This is a genomic window from Flavobacterium sp. GNP011 (genome assembly GCF_056428925.1).
In genome coordinates this window covers 48,759-71,765 of sequence record NZ_JBWJVJ010000010.1, presented here as the reverse complement: position 1 = coordinate 71,765, position 23,007 = coordinate 48,759, and the positions used below count along the sequence as shown (strand labels likewise).

Here is a 23,007-nt window from a genome sequence, read left to right as displayed (position 1 = left end):
TATAATGATAGAAAATAAGCTTAGTATTTTAGACCAAATCAGGGCTATAGTTGGAACTAAATATTTAATAACTAAACCAGATCTTTTATATAAATATTCTAAAGACTGCACTTCTAATAAAGAAACTATCCCTTCTGCAGTAGTATTACCCAAAAACACTCAGGAAATTTCTAAAATTATTGCAATTTGTAATGAAACAAAAACTGCGATAACGGTTAGAGGAGGAGGTACAGGGGTAAGTGGTGGAGCATTATCTGTTCATTCTGGGATTATACTTTCTTTAGAAAGACTAAACAAAATTATTGAAATTAATAAGGTTGATCGAATTGCTATAGTTGAGTCCGGTGTGATTACTAAGGATGTAAAAGATGCTGTTTTAAAAGAAGGGTTAAATTTTCCGCAAAATATTAGTAGTGCAGATTCTTGTTTTATAGGTGGTAACGTTGCTGTATCCAGCGGTAGTCCAAAATCATTAAAATACGGGACTACTAAAAACTTTGTCGTTAATTTAGAAGTAGTACTCCCTGACGGACGTATAATTTGGACAGGAAAGAATGTGAGTAAAAATTCAACAGGGTATAATCTTACTCAATTATTTAGTGGAAGCGAAGGAACTTTAGGAGTTATTACCAAAGTCGTTTTAAAATTAGTGCCCCCAATGAAAGAATTAGTGTTAATGGCTCCTTTTTCTAAAATTGATAATTTATTTATATGCGTTCAGCAATTCTTTGCAAAAGGGTACTCAGCTTCAAGTATTGAATTTATTGATGGAGTTGGCTTTAAATTAGTATCACAATATTTAGACAATTCGTACCATATAAAATCGACGACGGAAGGAATTCTATGGATAGAGATAGAGGGAGATTATTCAGACAAACTCTTAGATGAAGCTTTGAAAATTAGCCAACACATTAATCAATATACAGAAGAGGAAATTCGTGTAGCGGATAATCCAAGCGAAGTAAAAGCATTATGGAAAATGCGTTCAAAAGTTGGAGAAGCTGTAATACATCACACTTTTTTTAGAGATGTTGATATTGTTGTGCCTTGTTCTAAAATTGATGAAATGTATAAGGCAATTGTCATTATAGCCAATAAATTTAATTTTAATTATACGGTTTTTGGACATGTTGGAGATGGTAATTTTCATGTCAATATCTTTCAAAATAAAAAACAAACCATTGAACAATGGGAAGTTAATATTGTTGTATGGGTAAAAGCAATTTTCTTAAAAGCATTAGAATTGGGAGGTACAATATCAGGAGAACACGGAATAGGTAAAATTAATCTCCCGTATTTAGAAGATGCCTTGTCGACAAATCAGCTAAATATAATGAATGATATTAGAGCATTATTTGATAAAAACAGTATAATTATTTAAACAATGAATATTTTCTTTTTAATGGATGCAGAAGCGGGTCATATTTTCCCTACCTTTAAGATGGCAGACAATTTTATGGATTCAGGTTACACCCCAATTTATATCACATTTGAAAAACAACATCAACTAATAATTGATGAAGGTTTTAAGAATTTAGTGATTTTTCAGAATGCAGATACAAAAGTAGAATTGATTAACGACAATAAAAGAAGTAGTAATTACAATTTTTCAATTATTGATGGGCATTTGGATTATTTAATTGAAGAGTTTAGCCCCTGTCTCATTGTTTCAACTCTTTTTTTACCATGGGAAGCATTTTTATTATCCTTAAAATATAAGGTTCCATTATTTGTTGTTTCTAATGCTCCAGAATTAAAAATTTTAGAAAAGGGACCTTTAAATCAATTTAAAGACTTTTTAGAAGCGGAATTCTCGAATTTCTCAGGATTATTACCCCTTAAAATTTATGAGTTCTTAAAAAAAGAATGTCCAAATTTTGATCAAACAAAAATAGATGAATGTGTTAATTATCATTTTCTGTATCATTTTCCGCTAGATATTTTACTTGGTAATATAAAACATGATAATCGAACTTTTTTTATAGGACCTTATATTCGTGCTGAAAAACTAGAAGACAAAAAATTGTCTTCTCTTTTAAATCGAATAAAAAAACAAAAAATAATATATGGATCATTAGGTTCTCAGTCAAATATTTATAAAGAAAAAAGCATAAAATTCTACAAGTTATTAATAGCGATGATGCAAGAAAAAGCACTTCTTAATCATCATCTGATTCTGTCTATAAATAGTGATTTTGAGCAAGCATTGAACATAGAAGAGAAAAATATACCTAATATTACTTTTATGAATTGGGTACCGCAATTACAGGTTTTAAAGAGTGCACAACTTTTTATCACACACGGAGGGGGAGGAAGTATCAAAGAAGCTATAAATGTAAAGGTACCAATGTTGGCTTTTCCAATGGGAAGAGATCAATATGAAAATGCAATGTTGATAAGAGAAAATCAGATAGGTGATGAAATGGATGTTAACCACGTTGAAATGGAACAATTGATAAATAAAGTTACAAGTCTAATTGAAAATACTACAATAAAAAACAATTTAAATAAATTAAATGAGCTTTTTATTCAACAAGAGAATTTGAAAATTGAAGTAAAACTTTTAAATGAAATTGTATATGATTCCTTTTCTATTTAAAAAAAAAATAGTTTTATGAGTTAAAATCAATATTATAGTATTGTACAAAAAACAACTAAATTGGAAGACATAGGACAACTTAATAAAAAAATTAATAATATTCTTTTGTTCTAATACAAACTCTAAAAAGCTTGGTTCACTCAGACAGACGAAAGATTATCATCAAAACTAATTACACCCAAAAGGTTAATAATATAATATTGAGTTGCTAATTACTTTTTATTACTACCCTATTATCTAGAAACGTACTATAAATTTAAATATTTGAATAATCTTAACATATTTACTAAATAAAAGTTTAAACAAAAAAACATATATATGAGCTACGATTTATTTACAAAACTGAAAAAACTTAAAGTTACTTTAAAAGTAGTCAACGATACATTGGATATTAAAGCGCCTAAAGGAGTTTTAAATGAAGTGTTAGTAAATGAAATTAAAGCCAATAAAGAAAGTTTAATTAGTTTAATTAATCAATATTCAACCTCTAAAATAACAGATTACAAACAAATACCAGTTGCCAAAAAAAGTAATAACTATCCTTTGTCATCATCTCAAAACAGATTATGGGCGCTAAGTCAAATAGATGAGTCGAATAGATCTTACAATATGCCCGGAATTCAAATAATAAATGATGAAATTGATGTAGACGCTTTTTTGAATTCGCTTCGAGATTTAATGAATCGACATGAAATTCTTAGAACTATTTTTAAGGAAGATGAAAATGGAGATCTTAGGCAATATATACAATCAGAAGAGGATTTTATTTTTCCATTTAAGCAAATCGATGTTGATAATAATGAGAAAAAGCTAAAAGAAATAATAGAAAAAGAATATAGCACCCTTTTTAATTTAGAAAAGGATTCATTATTCAAAGGAAAACTCATCCGCATGAGAGACAATAAATGGATTTTCTCTTTTGTAATGCATCATATTATTACTGATGGCTGGTCTATGAATGTCATAATTAATGAATTATTAGAAAATTATAACGCTAGAAAAAATGGTCAGCCTCTTAAAAATAAACCGTTAGAAATTCAATATAAAGACTATGCCGTATGGCAGCAAGAACAGCTGGTTAATGGCCATTTAGAAAAAGATAAAACCTATTGGTTAGAACATTTAAAAGGTGATTTGCCAACACTATCCCATTTTGGAGACTTCCCCCGTCCGGTAATAAAAACCTATAATGGAGGAATAGTAGAGCATAAAATCGACACGGCACTTTATGAGCAATTCAAAACGTTATACAAAGCCAATGAAGGCACTTTGTTTATGGGGTGTTTAAGCCTTCTAAATATAATATTAAATAAATACACAGGCCAAGAAGAATTTATTATAGGAATTCCGGTTTCTGGAAGGACCAACTCTGTGCTTCACGATCAAATAGGTTTTTATGTAAACACCCTAGCACTTCGTACTACATTTACGTCAGGGGATAGTTTTGAAACTCTTTTTGGAAAGGTTAAGGAAAATACACTTAATGCCTTTAAACACCAAGATTACCCTTTTGATGAACTGTTAGATGACCTTAATATTAAAAGAGATTTAAGTAGAAGTGCATTATTTGACATAATGATTTCTGTACAAAATGAAAATAATTTAGTTCAAAATGATTTGGATCAATACGATAAATTGATTGAAAATCAGTCAAGTAAATATGATTTAACATTTACATTTACCGAAGAGTCAAATAGCTTAAGCCTAGCAATTGAATACAATAGTGATATTTTCAGTAAAAGGCTATGTGAGCAGCTATTGCTGCATATGGAGCAGATGCTAGAAGGACTAGTATCCTCTCCAGAAAAAGACCTCTCCACGATTTCATGTTTAAATGCATTAGAGGAACACGAACTGTTAGTGGATTACAATACAACAGAGACAATATTTGAAGAAGAGATTTCTTTACTGGGTTTGTTTAAGGAGCAAGTTGCATTGGTTGCTGATAAGACCGCATTGATCTATGGTGAAATCTCATTAAGCTATAGTGAGTTGGATGAGCTGAGCAGTCAATTCAGTCATTATTTGGAGAAGCATAGTGAATTGGATTTGGAAGATTTAATAGCTATAGCCCTGCCTAAAAGCCATTGGCAGATCATATCGATCTTAGGTATTTTAAAAGCAGGTTGTGCGTATGTCCCAATCGCTTTGGATTATCCACAAGACCGAATAGACTTCATCGTATCCGATACCAAAAGTAAGGTTGTGATCACACCAGAACTCATTTACGATTTCGAATCCAGCATTGGAGACTATTCTAAAGAAAAAGACATCTGCTCAAGAGATCAATCCAGTTTGGCTTATGTGATGTACACCTCAGGATCTACAGGACGGCCAAAAGGCGTTTTAATAGAAGACAGAGGCATAATTCGATTAGTGAAAAAGCCGAATTATATCGATATAGCACCGAGTTCCATCTTATTGTCTACAGGTTCCTTTTCATTTGATGCCACCACTTTTGAATATTGGGGAATGTTATTAAATGGTGGAAAATTAGTTTTATGCGATGAAAATGAACTTTTGTCTGATGATTTATCAAAAATAATACAAAAGGAGTCTATCACAACAATGTGGTTTACGGTTGGATTATTAAATCAGTTAGTTGATGAAAATATTCGACTATTTCAAGGTTTAACGACCATATTAGCAGGAGGTGACAAGTTATCTCCGGTACATATTAACAAATTGAAAAGTCATTATCCTGAGTTAGAAATCATAAACGGATACGGCCCAACAGAAAACACCACTTTTTCATTAACCCATAAAGTAGAAAAAGGAAACAATAATAATATACCAATCGGGAAACCGATAACAAACAGCAGTGTTTATATTCTGGACAAAAACAATCAATTGGTACCGAAAAGCGCAATTGGCGAGATTTGTTTAGGAGGAACAGGATTATCGAGAGGATATTTGAATCAACCTGAGTTAACTCACGAAAAATTTGTCGCGCATCCATTCCAGGAAAACAGACGTTTGTATAAAACTGGAGATTTAGGAAGATGGTTAAAAGATGGTACGGTAGAGTTTTTAGGCAGAAAAGACAATCAAATAAAACTACGCGGATTTAGAATTGAACTAGGCGAAATTGAAAACGTACTGTCTCAATACGAATCTATAAATTCAGTATTGGTAATAGTTCATGAAGATAGTGTTGGCGAAAAAGTTTTGGTTGCATATATCACAGTAAACTGCCCAACAAATATTCAGGATGTAAAACATTGGTTGTCAGGACTTTTGCCATCGTTTATGATTCCTACTTATCTGGAAGTAATTGATAGTTTTCCTTTAACGATAAACGGTAAAATAAACCGTTCTAAATTACCGTTACCTGAAAATATTACCTCTAACAGAACCGCGGCATATAAAGAACCAACTACGGCAGTTGAAAAAGCATTAGCGAAATTATGGGAAGAAGTTTTGGGTATTTCGCAAATAAGTACCGAAGATAACTTTTTTGACTTAGGCGGACATAGTTTAAAAGCGACTAAACTGATTAGTAAAATTCATAAGGAGTTTCAGGTAAAATTACAGCTAAAGGATTTATTCATTCATGCTACGCTTGATTCTCAAAGCAAATTAATAGGTGAAGGTCAACATGTAGGATATAATAAAATTCCGGTATTGGCGAAACAAAATGGTTATCCGCTTTCGCTTATGCAACGCCGCTTATGGATCTTAAGTCAGCATGAAGCAGCGAATATTGCCTATAATATGCCTGGAGCTTATGTCTTTGAAGGAGATTTAAATGTTGACATTTTAGAAGAAGCGTTTATAAAATTAATCAAGCGCCATGAAATTTTGAGAACCTCTTTTAAAGAAGATGATCAAAGAGAAATATTGCAATTTGTTATTGAGCCTGAAAATATTTCTTTTAAATTGAGAAATATAGATTTGAGAGGAGCTGAAAAATCAGTTCTTGAAAAATACCTGGCAGAAGATGTAATGGCTCCATTTAATTTATCTTCAGGTGAATTAATAAAAGCGAGTATCTACAGACAGGCAGAAAATAGCTGGGTATTTAGTAATGTTATTCATCACATTATAAGCGACGGCTGGTCTATGGGAATCATTGTTAACGAATTATTATATCTATATAATACTTTATTGACCGGAGAATCAACAGCATTAACTCCGCTAAACATTCAATACAAAGATTATTCATCATGGCTACTCAAAGAATTAAGCGATTCCAGATTAGAATTTCATAAAGGATATTGGATCAATCAGTTCAAAGATGATTTGCCAGTTTTGGATTTATCGGGAGGAAAACAGCGTCCTATTATTAAAACATACAACGGAGGTGTATATAATAAATTAATACCGAGTGAACTAAGCCATAAATTAAGTGAATTCCTTAAAACACAGGAGGCAACTTTATTCATGGGATTGTTAAGTGCGATAAACGTGTTGTTTTATCACTACACCAATCAGGAAGACATTACCATTGGTAGTCCAATTGCAGGCAGGGATCACGCCGATTTAGAGAATCAAATTGGGTTTTATGTAAATACTTTGGCTCTAAGAACCCATTTTTCGAAGAACGATACTTTCAAAAATGTTTTGTCTAGAGTAAAAGAAGTTGTTTTAGGCGCTCATGAACACCAATTATATCCTTTTGATGAGTTAGTTTCATCACTAAAAATTACAAGAGATATGAGTCGTAACCCGTTATTTGATGTTCAGGTTATTGTTCAGAATAATGAGGATACTAATAATACAGGATTAAAAAACTTAACAGTTAGTGCTTTTGAGGGTGAATTGCCTCATTCTTGTGTGTTTGATTTAGTATTTAATTTTGTCGAATCTTCGCATGGTTTAGGTACAAGCATCATTTACAATAGTGATGTATTTGATTCCGAAAGAATTGAAAAATTTGGTAATCATCTGGAGCATTTATTAAATGCTTTATTACAAGATTCAGAACTGCCAATTCAAGAAGTTAAATGGTTATCTCAAGATGAAAAGCAGCATTTATTAGATTTTAATTCAGAAAAAAATGATTATGACAAATCAAAAACGGTCATAGCCATGATAAACGAGCAGGTTGTTAATGATCCAGAAGCCATTGCTATAGCTTTTGAAGGAACTCAGCTAACGTATCGTGAATTACATGAACGTTCGAATCAACTGGCTCATTTTTTAATTGAAAATTATAAGATTCATGCCAATGATTTTGTCGGAATAATGATGGACAGATCAGAGTTGATGTTTATTGGAATTTTAGGAATTCTTAAAGCAGGTGCCGCTTACGTGCCTATTGATCCTGATTATCCCGTTTCCAGAAAAGAATTTATCCTAAAAGATACCAACGTAAAAGTATTGCTTACACAATCTGATTATATTTTTGATCTATCGTATTATCAGGGAGAAATTTTCGCAATGGATTTACAGCTAGATACTTTATCAGATCTGGTTACCAATCCTGAAGTAAGCGTTTTACCGGAACATTTAGCTTATATTATTTATACTTCGGGATCTACAGGAAATCCTAAGGGAGTTATGGTAACGCATGGTAATTTGCAACATTCATTAGCACCAAGAAATTATGTTTATGCTCCAATAAAATGTTTCTTATTATTGTCGTCTGTCGCTTTTGATAGTTCAGTAGCAGGAATATTTAGCACATTAACCAATGGAGGAAAATTAGCGATTACTACGAACGCAAATATTGGTAATGTAAATTTTATTGCGGATTATATTGTTTCGCAAAAAGTAAGTCATTTATTAACCGTACCGTCTTATTATAAATTGCTTTTAACGGCTTTACAAGGTAAAGAAATGGTCCTTGAAGAAGTTACCGTAGCCGGCGAAACTTGCCCTATAAGCTTGATCGAAGACCATTTTAAGAGCAATATAGGCCAATCAGGTTGTCAATTATTTAATGAATATGGTCCTACAGAATGTTCGGTTTGGAGTAGTGTTCATAAATACGAAGAAGGAAAACCGGTAACAGCAACTATCGGAAAACCAATAGCCAATACCCATATTTATATCTTAAACGAAAAAGAAGATCTAGTTCCCGTAGGTGTAATTGGCGAATTACACATTGGCGGTAATGGTGTTACAAAAGGATATCTAAATAATCCGGAATTAACCCAGCAAAAATTTATAAAAGATCCGTTTAATAAATCCGGTATGATTTACAAAACTGGAGATTTAGGTAGATGGAATGCAACAGGAGAAATTGAATTTCTTGGCAGAAAAGACAATCAGGTTAAGGTAAGAGGATATCGTATAGAATTAGGAGAAGTACAATACGCGATTGAACAATCTGAGTTTGTAAAAGCAGCTGTGGTTTTAACAAAAGAAAATAAATCAGGTGACAATGAGCTATTTGCTTATTTATTATCAGATGAAATCTTAAATACTTCGGATCTTAAATACGACCTAAAAGATTTGTTGCCAGGTTATGCCATACCGTCTCACTTTATTACTTTGACAACTTTCCCTCTAACACCAAATGGAAAAATAGATACCAAGGCATTATTAGAAATTGGTGGTTATGAAACCAGAAGCGGAGAAGAATATGTAGCTCCACAAACGGAGGAAGAAATTGCCTTAGTAAGTATATGGGAAACTATTCTTGACAAAGAAAAAATTGGTGTTAATGATCGATTCTTTGATTTAGGAGGAGACTCTATTAAGGTTCTGAAAATTGTTAACGGTATTTATAATGCAATGCAATTAGAGATCAGTATTTCAGATATTTATACGTATGACAGTATATCAAAATTATCAGAATTTATAATTGATAATAAGAAATCACTTGACAGCAAAAAAGAAGAAGGTATTGAAGCCAGAAAGAACGTTCTGCAATATATCAATACTGTAAAATACAATATTTTAGAATCTTTAGATGAAAATATATCTGAAGCTATAGAGGATTTGTATCCTATGAGTGATATTCAAAAAGGAATGATATACGAGTCTTTATTATATGAAGGAACAAGTATCTATCATGATCAAATGATTAAACAAAGACAATTTGTAAATTTTGACATTTCGGTTTTTAGGCTGGCAATGCAATTAATGGTTGATAAACATGAGATTTTAAGAACAGGTTTTAACATGCAGGATTATGAGCAAGAAGTTCAAATCGTGTATAAAAATGTTGAGGTAACTGTTGAATACGAAGATTTATCTCATTTAGATTCTTTAAAAGAAAAAGAAAATGCTATAGGCGCATTTCTTCAGTCTGAATTACTAAATCCGTTTGATGTTAGTAAAGCACCACTTTTTAGAATGGCAGCTTTTAATATTGGTGAGGATAATATTGTTTTTGTTTCTCAATGTCATCACGCTATTATTGATGGCTGGAGTGATTCTATGCTTTTAACAGAGTTAAATAACTTATATCTGGCCCTTTTAGCAGACATCACATTTAAACCTGAAAAAATAAAAGCCAGTTATAAAAACTATGTAATTGAGCATGAGGTTGATAAAAAAGATACCAAAATCCTGTCGTATTGGAAAGAAGAGTTGCAGGATCATAGTAAACTAAACATATTTACCAATACACCTGTAAGTAGTATTTACGGAAATGTATTGTCTGAAAATGAAGTAAACGAATTAAAACATCTTGCCGAAAATCTTAGTACGACTGTAAAAGAGATTTCTTTAAGTGCTTACTTGTATATGTTAAGTATCTTAAATTCAGATCCGGATGTAATTACAGGTTTAGTTACCAATAACAGACCAAGTTGCGAAGATGGAGATAAAATTTTGGGATGTTTTTTAAATACCATTCCGCTTCGTCTTGCTATTAATTATGATGTAACCGTAAAAGATTTTATTATTGAAGTTAAGAATAAATTAATCTCTTTAAAACAGTATGAAAGACTTAGCTTGTTACAAATAGCAACTTTATCTGATAGTCAACACGCTAACGAAAATCCGTTTTTTGATGTTTATTTTAACTATGTTGATTTTTACAGTTACGATAAGATAAAAAACGGAATAAAAGAAAACAGTATTCAGGATAAAGAAGAAGGAGTTTCGTTACTGGGAGCAAATAAAACGAATACATTTTTAGATTTTAATGTAAACACAACGGGTGATCTTTATCATGCAAGTCTTTCGTTAACTAAAACCTTGAAGTCAGGATTAACAGTAGAGCAAGTAAATGATTTGTACTTTTCTGTACTAAGATCATTTATTGCTTCGCCAAATAAATTGTTGAAATCAGTTGATTATATAAGTCCAAAGGAAAAGCATACTTTACTTCATGAATTTAATGATACCAAGCATGAATTTCCTTCCGAAACAACGCTGGCAGATTTATTTGCACAACAAGTAGAAAATGCCCCAAATGAAATTGCATTGGTATTTCAACAAACAGAACTAACATTCTATGAACTAAACGAAAGATCAAATCAATTAGCAAACTATCTGAGATTCAACTATACTTTAGGTGCAAATGACTTAATAGCTGTAGCATTACCCAGAAGTGAGTGGATGATCACAGCAATTTTAGCAATACACAAAATAGGCGGCGCCTATGTGCCAATAGATCCTAAGCATCCTCAGGATCGTATTGATTATATCGTTCAGGACAGTTCGAGTGCATTAATAATAGATGCAAAAGTACTCAAGGAGTTTCATGCTGTAGGAGAAAATTACTCAAAAGAGAATCTAACATTAATCAATAAACCTACTGATATTGCCTATGTACTTTATACTTCCGGTTCAACAGGAAATCCCAAAGGATGTATACTAGAGCATAGAGGAGTTGTAAATAGAATACAGTGGATGTGGGAAGTATTTAATTATACAAATCAAGATGTTATTTTACAGAAAACAACATTCACTTTTGATGTTTCTGTTTGGGAAATTTTCATGCCTTTATGTTGGGGCACAAAAATGATATTATGTTCAGATGAAGATGTTAGTATTCCTCAAAATATAGAATCATTAATAAAAAATCATAAAGTAACTTGTTTGCATTTTGTACCAAGTATGTTAGATGTTTTTATAGACAGTTTATTTGATGAATCATATGATTTTAGCAATCTAAGTAGTTTAAAACAGGTAATTACCAGTGGAGAAGCATTGCAATTAAACACCGTTAAAAAGTGGTATGAAAAATTAAAGACTCCCATACAAAATTTATACGGCCCAACAGAAGCTTCTATTGATGTTACCTATTATACGACTTCAAAACAGGATACGGTTATCCCAATTGGTAAACCGGTTTGGAATACATCGATCTATATTTTAGACGCAAATAATAATCTTGTACCAATTGGCTGTTCAGGAGAAATTTATTTAGCAGGAACTGGATTGGCAAGAGGCTATCTAAACCGTCCGGAATTAACAGAAGAAAAGTTTGTAGAAAATCCTTTTGCTCTGGGAGAAAAAATGTACAAAACCGGAGATATTGGAAAATGGACTTCTGACGGGAATATCATTTATGCAGGAAGAAACGACAATCAGCTAAAAATTAGAGGATTTAGAATTGAGTTGGGCGAAATAGAACAATGTTTATTAGAAATAGAAACCTTAGATTCTGCAACTGTATTGGCCAGAAAATCTTCATCAAATGAGTTAGACCTTGTTGCTTATTTAGTAAGTAGTTTGGAGCTGGATGTAAAAGGAATTAAAAATTCCCTAAAAAAGAAACTTCCTGATTATATGATTCCTAACTATTATGTAAAGCTTGATAAGCTTCCACTTACGCTAAATGGCAAACTGGATAGAAAAAAAATACTGGCTATTTCTACAGATTCAGAAGCACAGGCTATTGAAATAGTAAAACCTGAGAACGATCTGGAAGAAAATATTCTTCAAATATGGAAAGAAATTTTATCTAAAGAAGAAATAAGTGTTATAGATAACTTTTTTGAAATAGGCGGTCATAGTTTAAGAGCGATCAAATTGCAGTCCATGTTAAAAAGAAAACTTGATCTGAATCTTTCTATAAAAGATATTTATAATAGACCAACCATAAAAAGATTGGCTGCAGATGGAGAAAGATCAAATTCATTACTAATAGACTTACAGGTTAATAATCGTAATAACACGATTTATTTCATTCCGCCATTAACAGGTAGTTCGATCTTGTATCATCCTTTAGCCAAAGTTTTGAGCAACGAATTTGATTCAATTGGACTACAATACAGAGGTTTTGAGCACAAGGAAGAATTCAGTCAATCTATCGAAGAAATGGCAAATTCTTTCATCGACGAGATTAAAAATAATCAACCTGACGAACCATTTATAGTATTTGGGTATTCTATGGGATCAGCTATTGCATTTGAAATAGTGAGAGAACTAGAAAAACACTATAGCAAGATAGATTTAATTCTGGTAGACAGGCCAACTATTACAGGGATAGATCAACCAGAAGCACAAGACATGGATGCTCAGGTCAATTGGTTACTTGTAGAATTCAAGAAGGTCATAAAGCTTGATGAAGAACAAGAGAAACATATTCTGTCTTTTCTAAAAAACAATTTGGAGCTTAATAATTTGTATCACCTTGAGGGGAAAATTTCCAGTAATATCTATGCTTTTGAGGCTGTCGATAATGAATGTAAGAGTAATATGCAGAGTTGGCAAAATCACACAATTGGAAATTACATGCACCATTATTTATTGGGTACACATTGGGATGCAGTTTCTGAGCAAAATTTTGAAATCTATCGTGAAGTATTGAGTAGTATTTATGAAAAAACGAGTATAGAGACAATTTAAAATAAAACAAACTTAAAATATTAAATTATTAAAATCATGGAAATTAAAGAAGAGTATTATTTCAAACCGAATGTTATTATTGGTCCATTAGTAGATAAATGGTACGCCTGGACACATTTAATCTCGCCTGCAACGGCTGCAATGAATATTGTTGAACGACATTTAAAAATAATGAATTCATACATTCAGGCGCCTATGATTCATGAAGCAGCGGTTAAAAATCCTAAAATGCTGGGAGGCCCTTTTATGGACTATGAAACAAGAAGAGTAGACGAAGTAAAAGAATTAAAAGCCGATATTCTTGATAAACAGGCCAACGCCATAGCATTATCCGATGCAATAAAAGAATTGGATAGAATGCTAAAAACTAAAGCTAAAGGAGCTTCTCTGGAACCATTGTACAAAGAAGTTCCGGAGATTTTAAAAGGATATGTAGAACTTGTTTATGATTTAAATAACAACGTTTCGTTTCGTTTTTTTGAATCGTTATTGTACAGCAGCCCATTTTATTCTAAACAATCGCAATCTATTTCCTTATGGGAAACATTGAATGACGAACGTCCGTTTTGTTTAAGTACACCACAACTAGAAGATCCTAAGGTTTTGCAGTTGGATATTCCGTTTGATCATAAAGGAATTGATACTTTAAGCAGAATGAAAAGAAATCCTGGATCTATTGAAGACGTTGCAAAAGAACTAGGAGTTACAGAAGATCAAATGGAGTTATTCAAAACTTTTTTTACCAAGAAAGAGCATCCAGCATATAAAAAATATACAGGAGACAAAGCCAGAATGCGTTATTTGGGACATGCCTGTATTTTGATTGAAACCAAAGATGTTAGTATTCTTGTAGATCCTTTAATCAGTTATTATGGATATGAATCTACAGTAGAACATTTCTCAGATATTGACTTACCTGATGTTATTGATTATGTATTAATAACACACAATCATCAGGATCATATTGTACTGGAAACACTATTGCCGTTGAGACATAAAATCAAAAACATCATAGTGCCTGTAACAACAAGTGGTGCACTTCAGGATCCAAGTATCAAATTAGCATTTCAAAGCATCGGGTTTAAAAATGTAATTGAAATAGATGAGATGCAAGAAATTAAATTCGAAAATTGTACTATTACTGGTTTACCATTTACTGGTGAACACAGTGATCTTAACATTAGAGCAAAATCTTGTTTCCATATTGCAATAAATGAACTAAGTTTCTTGTTTGTAGCCGATTCAAGGGTAATGGAGCCAAGACTCTACGAACATATCCATAACATTAAAGGAGATGTAGATGTTTTATTTTTAGGAATGGAATGTGCAGGGGCTCCTTTAAGTTGGCTTTATGGCTGTCTTATGACCCAAGATATAAATAGAGAAGATGATCAATCTAGAAGATTAGCTGGTTGTGATAGTCAAAGAGGACTTTCTTTAGTAGATATATTTAATCCTAAAGAAGCTTATGTTTATGCCATGGGAATGGAACCTTGGCTAGAATTTATAAGCAGCATAAAATATACTGAGGAATCTCTTGCTATTATTGAATCAAATAATTTAATAAATACCTGTAAAGACAAAGGTATTATTGCCGAAAGACTGTTTGGAGAAAAAGAATTGCTATATGATTATGAAATGAAAAACGAGTTAATAGTTAACTAATTTCATGAGTAATATGCATTAAATAACTTACAGAAAATCCTTGTCTTGATATCGCAAGACAAGGTTTTACTAATCAATTTTTAAAATAAATATGAAAAAAAAGCAACTATTTTTATTGCATTTTGCAGGAGGAAATGTCTACTCATTCGAATTCTTAAAATCTATTTATACAGATTTTGAAATGATACCACTAGAGCTTCCTGGCAGAGGAAAAAGAATAAAAGAAAAATTATTGACCTCCTATAAAGATGCGATTAATGATATTTATTCGCAAATCATTAATAAGCTCAATGGTGCGCCTTTTATGATTTATGGACACAGTTTGGGCTCTACTTTGGCACTGGGAGTAACGGATTTATTAGAAAAAAATAATACGCCACCGCAATGCTTAATAGTAAGTGGAAACCCTGGTCCAGGCGTTGTAGCTGAAAAAGAAAGATCTGATTTAGACAGAGCCGATTTTATCAATATGCTTAAAGAATTAGGAGGGTTAACAGAAGAATTATTGCAAAGCCAAGAGTTGTTAGATTTTGTTTTGCCGATACTTAGAGCAGATTTTAAAATAGTTGAGGGAGATACTTTTGTTGAAAATACGATTGTAAAAGCTCCAATTATAGCTGTAATGGGGAATTTAGAGAAGTATGTGGGTAGCATTAATAATTGGAAAAAACACACACTTTCTGAATTTAATTCGTATGTACTTAATGGAAACCATTTTTTTATATACAATAATGCTGACAAATTAATAGAGATTTTTAAAGCTAGTTATAATGAATATAAAATTTTAATATAGATAATATTTTCATGAGATGATTTTTTTGTAATAATATTTGTAAGTACGAAAAAATTCGTACTTTTGAAAAGTCAAAAATAAAGAGACTTATGGAAAGTAAGAAAGTTGAACTAACGAAATCAGAAATCGAAATTTTAAGCATACTTTGGAAGTATGGTGTATCAAGTGTTCGTTTCGTAAATGATAAATTAAATGAAGAACGTAATGTTAAATATACAACCACTTTAAAGTTAATGCAAATTATGAAAGAAAAAGGTATTTTGTATAGAGATGAAAGTAATTTTAAACATTTGTATCATGTAGTTGAAGATCAAGAAAAAACCAAAACTTTTTTGTTAGAAACTTTTTTAAGTAAAATATTTGATGGTTCCATAGAAAATTTGGTGATGCAGTTGGTTGGAAATAAAAAAACCTCAAAAGAAGAGTTGTTAAAGATTAAGAATATATTAGATAAAATGAACTAAACTATAAGCGAATGGAAGTTATGTATAAAACATTATTGCATGTATTTATTAGTTCTTTTGTCTTTGGTATTATATTGGCAGTTGTAACCTATGTTTTTATGTCTTTCTCTTCACATTGTAAAGCCAAGCTACGGTATAATGTGTTAGTGTTATTCTTATTTGTATTTATTGCAGCTATTCTGTTTTTTGGAATGAATCATCTAAGTAATCCTTATGAAACCATTCATCATGAGGTTATTTTGCCCATTTTGTCTCATAATGAAGTAAATTATAATCTTAAAACGGTTCAAATGCCAAAATATTTCCTGTTTTTTAAAGCAGTATATCTTAAATTTTTTGATTTTGCATTAGAAATAACATTAATATGGGGTTTGATATTTAGTTACAAAATGATTAAATTGTTTTTGGGAATTCAAAATATAAAAAGGTTAATTTTCAAAAACAAAATAGAGTTGAATGACGACTGGAGTAAGAAAATTCTACAATATTGTAACAACATTGGAATCAAAAATAATGTCAAAGTATATCTTTCGTCTGCCATTAGTTCGCCAGCTGTTTTTGGTTTTTTTAAACCAGTGGTATTAATACCAATTCAACTAACAACGGGTTTATCTTTGGATCAACTAGAAACGGTTATATACCATGAACTCTTTCATATAAAACGATATGATTCAATTATAAATTTAGTGCAAAACCTATTAGAAGTAATCTTCTTCTTTAATTTGCCTTTAATATGGTTGTCTAATCTCATCAGGATAGAAAGAGAAAAGTGTTGTGATGATGCTGTTTTAAAAATCACCAATAACAAAAAAGATTATATCAGTGCCTTGTACTTTTGTGCCGAAATAAATGTAGGAAATCACGAATTAACATTAGGTTTTGCTAATAATAATGAGATTTTGCTGGATAGAGTGGAAAGGATCATACTAAATGGACAGAATTCTTTTAATAAAATTAAGATATCTACATTTCATAGCTTCGCGATATTCCTTTTTGCTTTGTTGATAGGCTATGTTTATCAATTAAAACTCTACAATATATTTAATTTACTACCTGAAACTTCTATAGATAAAATTGACAAAACTCCGCTAGATAATGATTATATAATTTTAACAGGGATTACCTCTAATACATTAACTGAAAAAGAAGGAAAAAATATAGCATCTGTATTAAACAAAACGATAAATCAAATGAGTCATGAAAGACTTATTAATAAAGATGCTAAAAAATTATCATTTCTATTAGATAAAAATCAACTCATAATTAATGGGGAAGTGAAATCTTCTGAGATTTTTAATAGATACCAAAGCAAATATATAAAGAAGAGAGACTGGCGTATATGCTATAATTTTAAAATAAAAAAGTAAAATGTTCTGATTTCTTTTTAGGTTCATTCTAAAAAATCAATTAATCCTAACTCAAAAAAAACTAAATAAATTATGAAAACAACTAAAACTTTAATTGCAGCTTCACTAATGATCTTCATCTCGGGTGCTAGTTTAGCGCAAAACAATCAAAAAGAACCAAAGGTAAATCAACGAACTTTCACAGGCATTACAGGACAAGCTATAAAAGAGTCTTCGGAGATAAACAATGTTGAAAAACTAATTGAAGAAATAAGTAATGAAATATATAAAGAAAAGTTGGTAGAAGTGGGTAATGGAAGTTTATCATACATGCTTAATAATAAAGTATTTATAATAAACGGAGTTTTGCAAAAACCTGAAATACAACTGAGATATATGAATAAATACATCAAGAAAAATATGAAATGGAATATTTGCAAAAACTATAAGATGAAATAATTGAAGTGTTTTAAATATATTCTAAAGTTTGTTTTTAATAGATTCTTTATTAATGCTCTTACTTTTACAATTAGTATTATTCAATATTAAAATACTAATTTTCCATTCCTTATATTTTATTAACCTAAAAAAGCATGAGTCTGCACCATGGTATTTCCTAGTGGTGATCTTGTTTAATATATTAACGTTACACCATTATGTTTTGTCCCTTGCATTCTGCTAAAGCTTTAATGGCTCAAACAAATGACACATAAAAATCATTTCGCAATGAAGAATCAAATCTATTTAGCAGCTTAAAAAAGCTGTTCAGGCAGAATTAGAGGTATTATCAAGATCTAGAACATTGGTATAACTTTATTTTTTATGATACATAAGTTGTTAACAGTGTAAATGTAAAAGTTAGATATTTGACAACTTTTTTTGCGTTTTGTAAGATATTTAAATAAAATAAAATAAAATGAAATACTATTATAGTCGTATAAATTATATCGCTTTGCTATGTCTGATTGTTTTTCTATCTAATCCAACATATGGACAAAACTCAAATTCATCAATTTCGGGAAACGTTATTGATGCTGAAAATAAAGAGCCAATCATTTTTGCGACAATTCTTTTGTTGAATAATGAGAATGAAACCTTAATAAAGAGTGAATTGTCTCAAAATAAAGGAGATTTTAACTTTAATAACCTGAAAAGTGGTAACTACATCATTAAAATTATTCACGATGATTACACTACGTTTAAGACAGCAATCATTACTATAAAAGATGATAATCAAAAACAATTGTTGCCTATAGAGATGCTCAAAGCAATAAAAGAAGAAAACCTGAACGAGGTATTTATAACTCAAAAGAAAAAGAATTTTGTTGAGACTAAAATAGATCGGACTATTTTAAATGTTGACGCTTTAGAATCAAATACTGGAATCACGGCTTTAGAACTATTAAAGAAAGCGCCGGGAACAAGTATTAACGATCAGGGAGTCGTAAGCCTTAACGGGAAAGCAAATGCCACCATTTTTATCGACGACCGCCCAACATATTTATCTGGAGTACAACTTGAAAGTTATTTAAGCGGCTTGTCTTCAGATAATATAGACAAAATTGAAATAATGACAAACCCGCCTGCTAAATATGAAGCAGCAGGAAATGGGGGAGTGATCAATATCAAATTAAAAAAGAGTAAAAAAGAAGGAGAAAACGGAAGTGTAGTACTAGGAGTAAGGCAGCATAAATACACGGAGTATAACACCACCTTTAATTTGAATAAGAAAAAAGAGAATTATAATATTTTCCTTAGTGGAAATATTGGTTTTAAAAAACGTTTTCAAGATCTTTATATAAATAGAGATTATACAGATACAGGCAGTTATAGCAGACAGGAAACCAATAATGTTGGAGATGGTGTACTAACAAATATTAAGTTTGGTGCAGATTATAATCTTTCAAAAAATACGATTATAGGAATAGTTACTGATGGTTTAATTTGGAGTGGGAATGATATTGATAATAATCGTAATTTTTTATATAATTCATCACAAACCCTTGATTCAATTGTAAAAACAAAAGGAGATTCTGATAATAAATTCGGTAATAGCGGAATAAACCTAAACCTCAATCATAAGTTTAGTGAAAAGAGTGATGTCAGTGCGAACCTGGATTACTTACTATACGATACAGATCCTTTTCAAAAATTTACAAATACGATAGTTTTTCCAAATACAAATCAGGAATATTCAGATATGTTAGTAGGAGGATCGGCTTCTAATGTAAGTATTTACTCAGGTAAAGTAGATTATTCCAATCAAATGAATGAAAAAATCACCTTTCAATCAGGTTTTAAACAGAGTTATATCAAAACAGTTAATGAAAGTAATTATGTTGATATTGTGGACAATATTTCTACCCCGAACCTAAATCAGAACAATAGGTTTTTATACCATGAAAATATCACTGCTTTATATGCAAACTCGGATGCAAATTTTGGAAGGTTTTCTATGCAATTAGGGCTTAGGTATGAAAATGTTAAACTTACTGGTGAACAATTAGGAAATGAAATAAAGCCAAGTGCTAAGAGTACAACGAATTATGATAATTTATTTCCTACCCTATATTTATCTTATAAATTAGATTCTTTAGCCAATAATAGTATAGGAATTAATTACGGAAAACGAATTGACAGACCATTTTATCAAGATTTGAACCCAGTTGTTCTTCAGGTAGATAAGTTAACATTTTATGAAGGAAATCCATATTTAAAACCATCGTTTGCCAATAGTATAGAGCTTATCTATTCGTATAAAAATCTTTTAAATATTAATCTTGGATTTAGTAAAATTAAGGATGAGATTCAAGAAACGATAAAAATTGTAGATGGTATATATTATAGTAAACCTGGGAATATAGGAAGAACTCAGGTTGCTAACATTTCGATTAGTTCTTCTTTTAATGTTTTTAGCTGGTTAATTTTTAGCGGAAACGCTCAATTATCATATAGAGATAGCAGAAGTGAATTTTTTGGTGGTGAATTAAAGACCAATGGTTATAATTTTAGCATAGATCCCATATTTCAATTTAAATTGAAGAAAGATTGGAATATTGAATTGTTGGGCAAGTATGTAGGAAAGTCGTATGTAGCTCAATTTATAACCAGTCCAAACTGGTTTGTTGATGTAACGCTCAGTAAAAAACTTTCGAACAGAAGCTCATTGAAATTGGTTTTTACAGATGTTTTTAGAACAAATATCAATAGAGGAACTATTAATAATCTTATCAATACAGTAGCTGATTATAAGAGTTTGAGTAATACAAGACAGATTAGATTGTCTTTTACTTATAATTTTGGAGATAAAATCTCTAAGCAAGAGCGGGAAAGAAACAGTTTAGATAGTGAAAAGAGTAGAATTAAATAATAATTGTTTAAAAGCTTTTTTTTCTGAGAAAGACATAAAATTAAATATACCAATATATGCACTTATGAGAGATAATGAATAAATCAGTGTATCAATTTGAAATTGGAAAAATTTTGCCTGAAATCATTTTGAATTTAAAATACTTACGATAATCATTTTTTTATCAATAATCATGCGGCTGAATTCGGAAATATTTTGAAAATTAATTTAAAAAACAACTAATACAATAAAAAACTATGCTTAAGATAAAATTTTCACAGGTAATTTACCTTCTGCTTTACGCCATTCCTAACACCATTCTCAGTTTCGGAATTATTTATATAATGAATAATGTAATCTCTGGCAAAGAAGATTTTTTGACAGATTATATGGGAATCGTATTTGTATCAGTCGTAATTTACACCTATCTGCTGAATATCATATTCCAAAAAAGAATTAATAAATATTCTTTTGAGATATTGTATGAAAATGAAAAAATGATATTTGACAAAATATTAAAAGCACCTTTGATTACCCTCGAAAAAATGGGTTCACAACGCTTTTATACCGCCATAGAAGATTTGCGAATATTTTCGTCTTTTCCCGAGGTTGTTACCCATTCTATCAATTCTTTATTGATGGTGTTACTTTGCATGATCTATTTGTTTACGTTATCGTTAGCAGCAGCTTTGATTGTTACTGTTTTAATAATTTTAATTGCCGTTTTTTATCTTATTGTAATCAATACCATGTCTCAAAAAGTAGGGAACCTTAGAAAGTTCAACGAACATTATTACAAGTATGTTGATGATGTCATTAAAGGTTTTAAAGGTTTTAAACTAAGCAGGCAAAGGAGAGAAAATCTAATGAGTTCACACCTGTCTCCTAATAGAGAAAGTGCTAAAGAATTGGATTTTAAAATTAATTATGTCTTTTTATCCATCAATTTGATAAGTCAATACGGTTTGTATTTAGTTATAGGAGTTATTCTTTTTTTATTGCCAGAATTGGGTATTCTTAAAAGAGAAGATGTTATTTCGTATGTAGTTATTATCTTGTTTATTGCAGGACCGATAAATAACTTAATTAATATGCAAAACGTATATACGCGTTTGACAGTTGCTAATGCTAGAATTAAAAAATTCATGAGTGATTTTGATACTGCACCGGTAACTTTAGAAATCAATAGAGTAGATATTGAAAATTTTTGTTCTTTGGAATTCAATAATCTTTCCTTTGCTTATGACAATGATGCTCTGGAGAAGTCTTTTGCTTTGGGACCAATAAATACATCGATAAAAAAAGGCGAAACGATATTCGTTATTGGCGGAAACGGCAGTGGCAAAAGTACATTTATAAATATATTGACAGGTTTATACCAACCTTCGGAAGGTGAAATAATTTTAAATGGGGTAACCACAAATCCAAGTACAGACACACAAAATTTGATAGCCGCTGTGTTTACAGAAAATCATATATTTTCTCATAATTACGATAATTATTCTCTAGAAAAAAATGAGAAATATCAGGAATTGTTAAAAATAATGGAACTCGATAAAGTCATTTTAGATGACAAAGAAGAATCGGCAAGACGTTCCTTTTCTAAAGGACAAAGCAAAAGGATGTCTATGATATTTGCGCTTTTGGAGAATAAACCTATTTTGATTTTAGATGAATGGGCAGCAGATCAAGACCCACATTTCCGCAAATATTTCTATGAAAATCTATTGCCTAAACTCAAAGAAGAGGGCAAAACAATTATAGCGGTTACACATGATGATGCCTATTTTAAATATGCCGATAGAATTATAAAATTTGATTATGGTCAAATTGTGAAAGATTTTAAGGTGGAGAGCAATGTTTTGTCAGCAGAAAGTTTATGGTATAATGAGGTGAATTAAAATGAGATAAATAAAATATAAAAAATCTCAATAAAAAGGTTTACACAGATTTGCACAGACTATGAAAACGCAGATCTTCGCAAATTATTTTTTGTGAATTCTATTTAAAAAAAATTGTTAGTAGCCCAATCTTTGCGAAAGAACACACTATAAGTTGTATTCTTTATTCTTTGGACGCAATAGTTAATAGTCATT

Annotated in this window: 10 protein-coding genes; all 10 read left to right on the top strand. The window is 30.8% G+C overall.

The annotated features are described in order from the left end of the window. The first annotated feature begins 4 nt into the window (after positions 1-4). The 10 genes from AC061E_RS10255 to AC061E_RS10210 all read left to right on the top strand — a co-directional run bounded on the left by AC061E_RS10255 (position 5) and on the right by AC061E_RS10210 (position 22,812). Entirely contained in the window at positions 5-1,381 is a 1,377-nt protein-coding gene (locus tag AC061E_RS10255; protein ID WP_478286158.1) for an FAD-binding oxidoreductase, read from the top strand. Between the two features lie 3 nt (positions 1,382-1,384). Beyond that, positions 1,385-2,599, top strand: a complete 1,215-nt coding sequence (locus AC061E_RS10250; protein ID WP_478286157.1) for a glycosyltransferase — start codon at positions 1,385-1,387, stop codon at positions 2,597-2,599. A 318-nt stretch (positions 2,600-2,917) separates the two neighbouring features. After that, positions 2,918-13,294, top strand: a complete 10,377-nt coding sequence (locus tag AC061E_RS10245; RefSeq protein ID WP_478286156.1) for a non-ribosomal peptide synthetase — start codon at positions 2,918-2,920, stop codon at positions 13,292-13,294. A gap of 36 nt (positions 13,295-13,330) precedes the next feature. Next, positions 13,331-14,959 (top strand): MBL fold metallo-hydrolase, encoded by a 1,629-nt coding sequence (locus AC061E_RS10240; RefSeq protein ID WP_478286155.1) that lies wholly within the window; start codon positions 13,331-13,333, stop codon positions 14,957-14,959. 91 nt (positions 14,960-15,050) lie between these two features. Next, positions 15,051-15,752 carry a thioesterase II family protein gene (locus AC061E_RS10235; protein WP_478286154.1) on the top strand — a complete coding sequence of 234 codons (702 nt, stop codon included), beginning with the start codon at positions 15,051-15,053 and terminating at the stop codon, positions 15,750-15,752. 89 nt (positions 15,753-15,841) lie between these two features. Next, positions 15,842-16,216 (top strand): BlaI/MecI/CopY family transcriptional regulator, encoded by a 375-nt coding sequence (locus tag AC061E_RS10230; RefSeq protein ID WP_478286153.1) that lies wholly within the window; start codon positions 15,842-15,844, stop codon positions 16,214-16,216. Between the two features lie 11 nt (positions 16,217-16,227). Next, positions 16,228-17,583, top strand: a complete 1,356-nt coding sequence (locus AC061E_RS10225; RefSeq protein WP_478286152.1) for a M56 family metallopeptidase — start codon at positions 16,228-16,230, stop codon at positions 17,581-17,583. Between the two features lie 72 nt (positions 17,584-17,655). After that, positions 17,656-18,021: a hypothetical protein gene (locus tag AC061E_RS10220; RefSeq protein ID WP_478286151.1), complete on the top strand. Its 366-nt coding sequence runs from the start codon at positions 17,656-17,658 to the stop codon at positions 18,019-18,021. A gap of 457 nt (positions 18,022-18,478) precedes the next feature. Continuing rightward, positions 18,479-20,932, top strand: coding sequence for a TonB-dependent receptor (locus AC061E_RS10215; protein ID WP_478286150.1), 2,454 nt, complete (start codon positions 18,479-18,481; stop codon positions 20,930-20,932). Between the two features lie 236 nt (positions 20,933-21,168). After that, positions 21,169-22,812, top strand: a complete 1,644-nt coding sequence (locus tag AC061E_RS10210; RefSeq protein WP_478286149.1) for a cyclic peptide export ABC transporter — start codon at positions 21,169-21,171, stop codon at positions 22,810-22,812. The last annotated feature ends 195 nt before the right edge of the window (positions 22,813-23,007 follow it).

Bases quoted from the DNA above. Each gene is read 5' to 3' on its own strand.
- AC061E_RS10255 (WP_478286158.1), top strand. From the start codon at position 5: ATGATAGAAAATAAGCTTAGTATTTTAGACCAAATCAGGGCTATAGTT.
- AC061E_RS10250 (WP_478286157.1), top strand. From the start codon at position 1,385: ATGAATATTTTCTTTTTAATGGATGCAGAAGCGGGTCATATTTTCCCT.
- AC061E_RS10245 (WP_478286156.1), top strand. From the start codon at position 2,918: ATGAGCTACGATTTATTTACAAAACTGAAAAAACTTAAAGTTACTTTA.
- AC061E_RS10240 (WP_478286155.1), top strand. From the start codon at position 13,331: ATGGAAATTAAAGAAGAGTATTATTTCAAACCGAATGTTATTATTGGT.
- AC061E_RS10235 (WP_478286154.1), top strand. From the start codon at position 15,051: ATGAAAAAAAAGCAACTATTTTTATTGCATTTTGCAGGAGGAAATGTC.
- AC061E_RS10230 (WP_478286153.1), top strand. From the start codon at position 15,842: ATGGAAAGTAAGAAAGTTGAACTAACGAAATCAGAAATCGAAATTTTA.
- AC061E_RS10225 (WP_478286152.1), top strand. From the start codon at position 16,228: ATGGAAGTTATGTATAAAACATTATTGCATGTATTTATTAGTTCTTTT.
- AC061E_RS10220 (WP_478286151.1), top strand. From the start codon at position 17,656: ATGAAAACAACTAAAACTTTAATTGCAGCTTCACTAATGATCTTCATC.
- AC061E_RS10215 (WP_478286150.1), top strand. From the start codon at position 18,479: ATGAAATACTATTATAGTCGTATAAATTATATCGCTTTGCTATGTCTG.
- AC061E_RS10210 (WP_478286149.1), top strand. From the start codon at position 21,169: ATGCTTAAGATAAAATTTTCACAGGTAATTTACCTTCTGCTTTACGCC.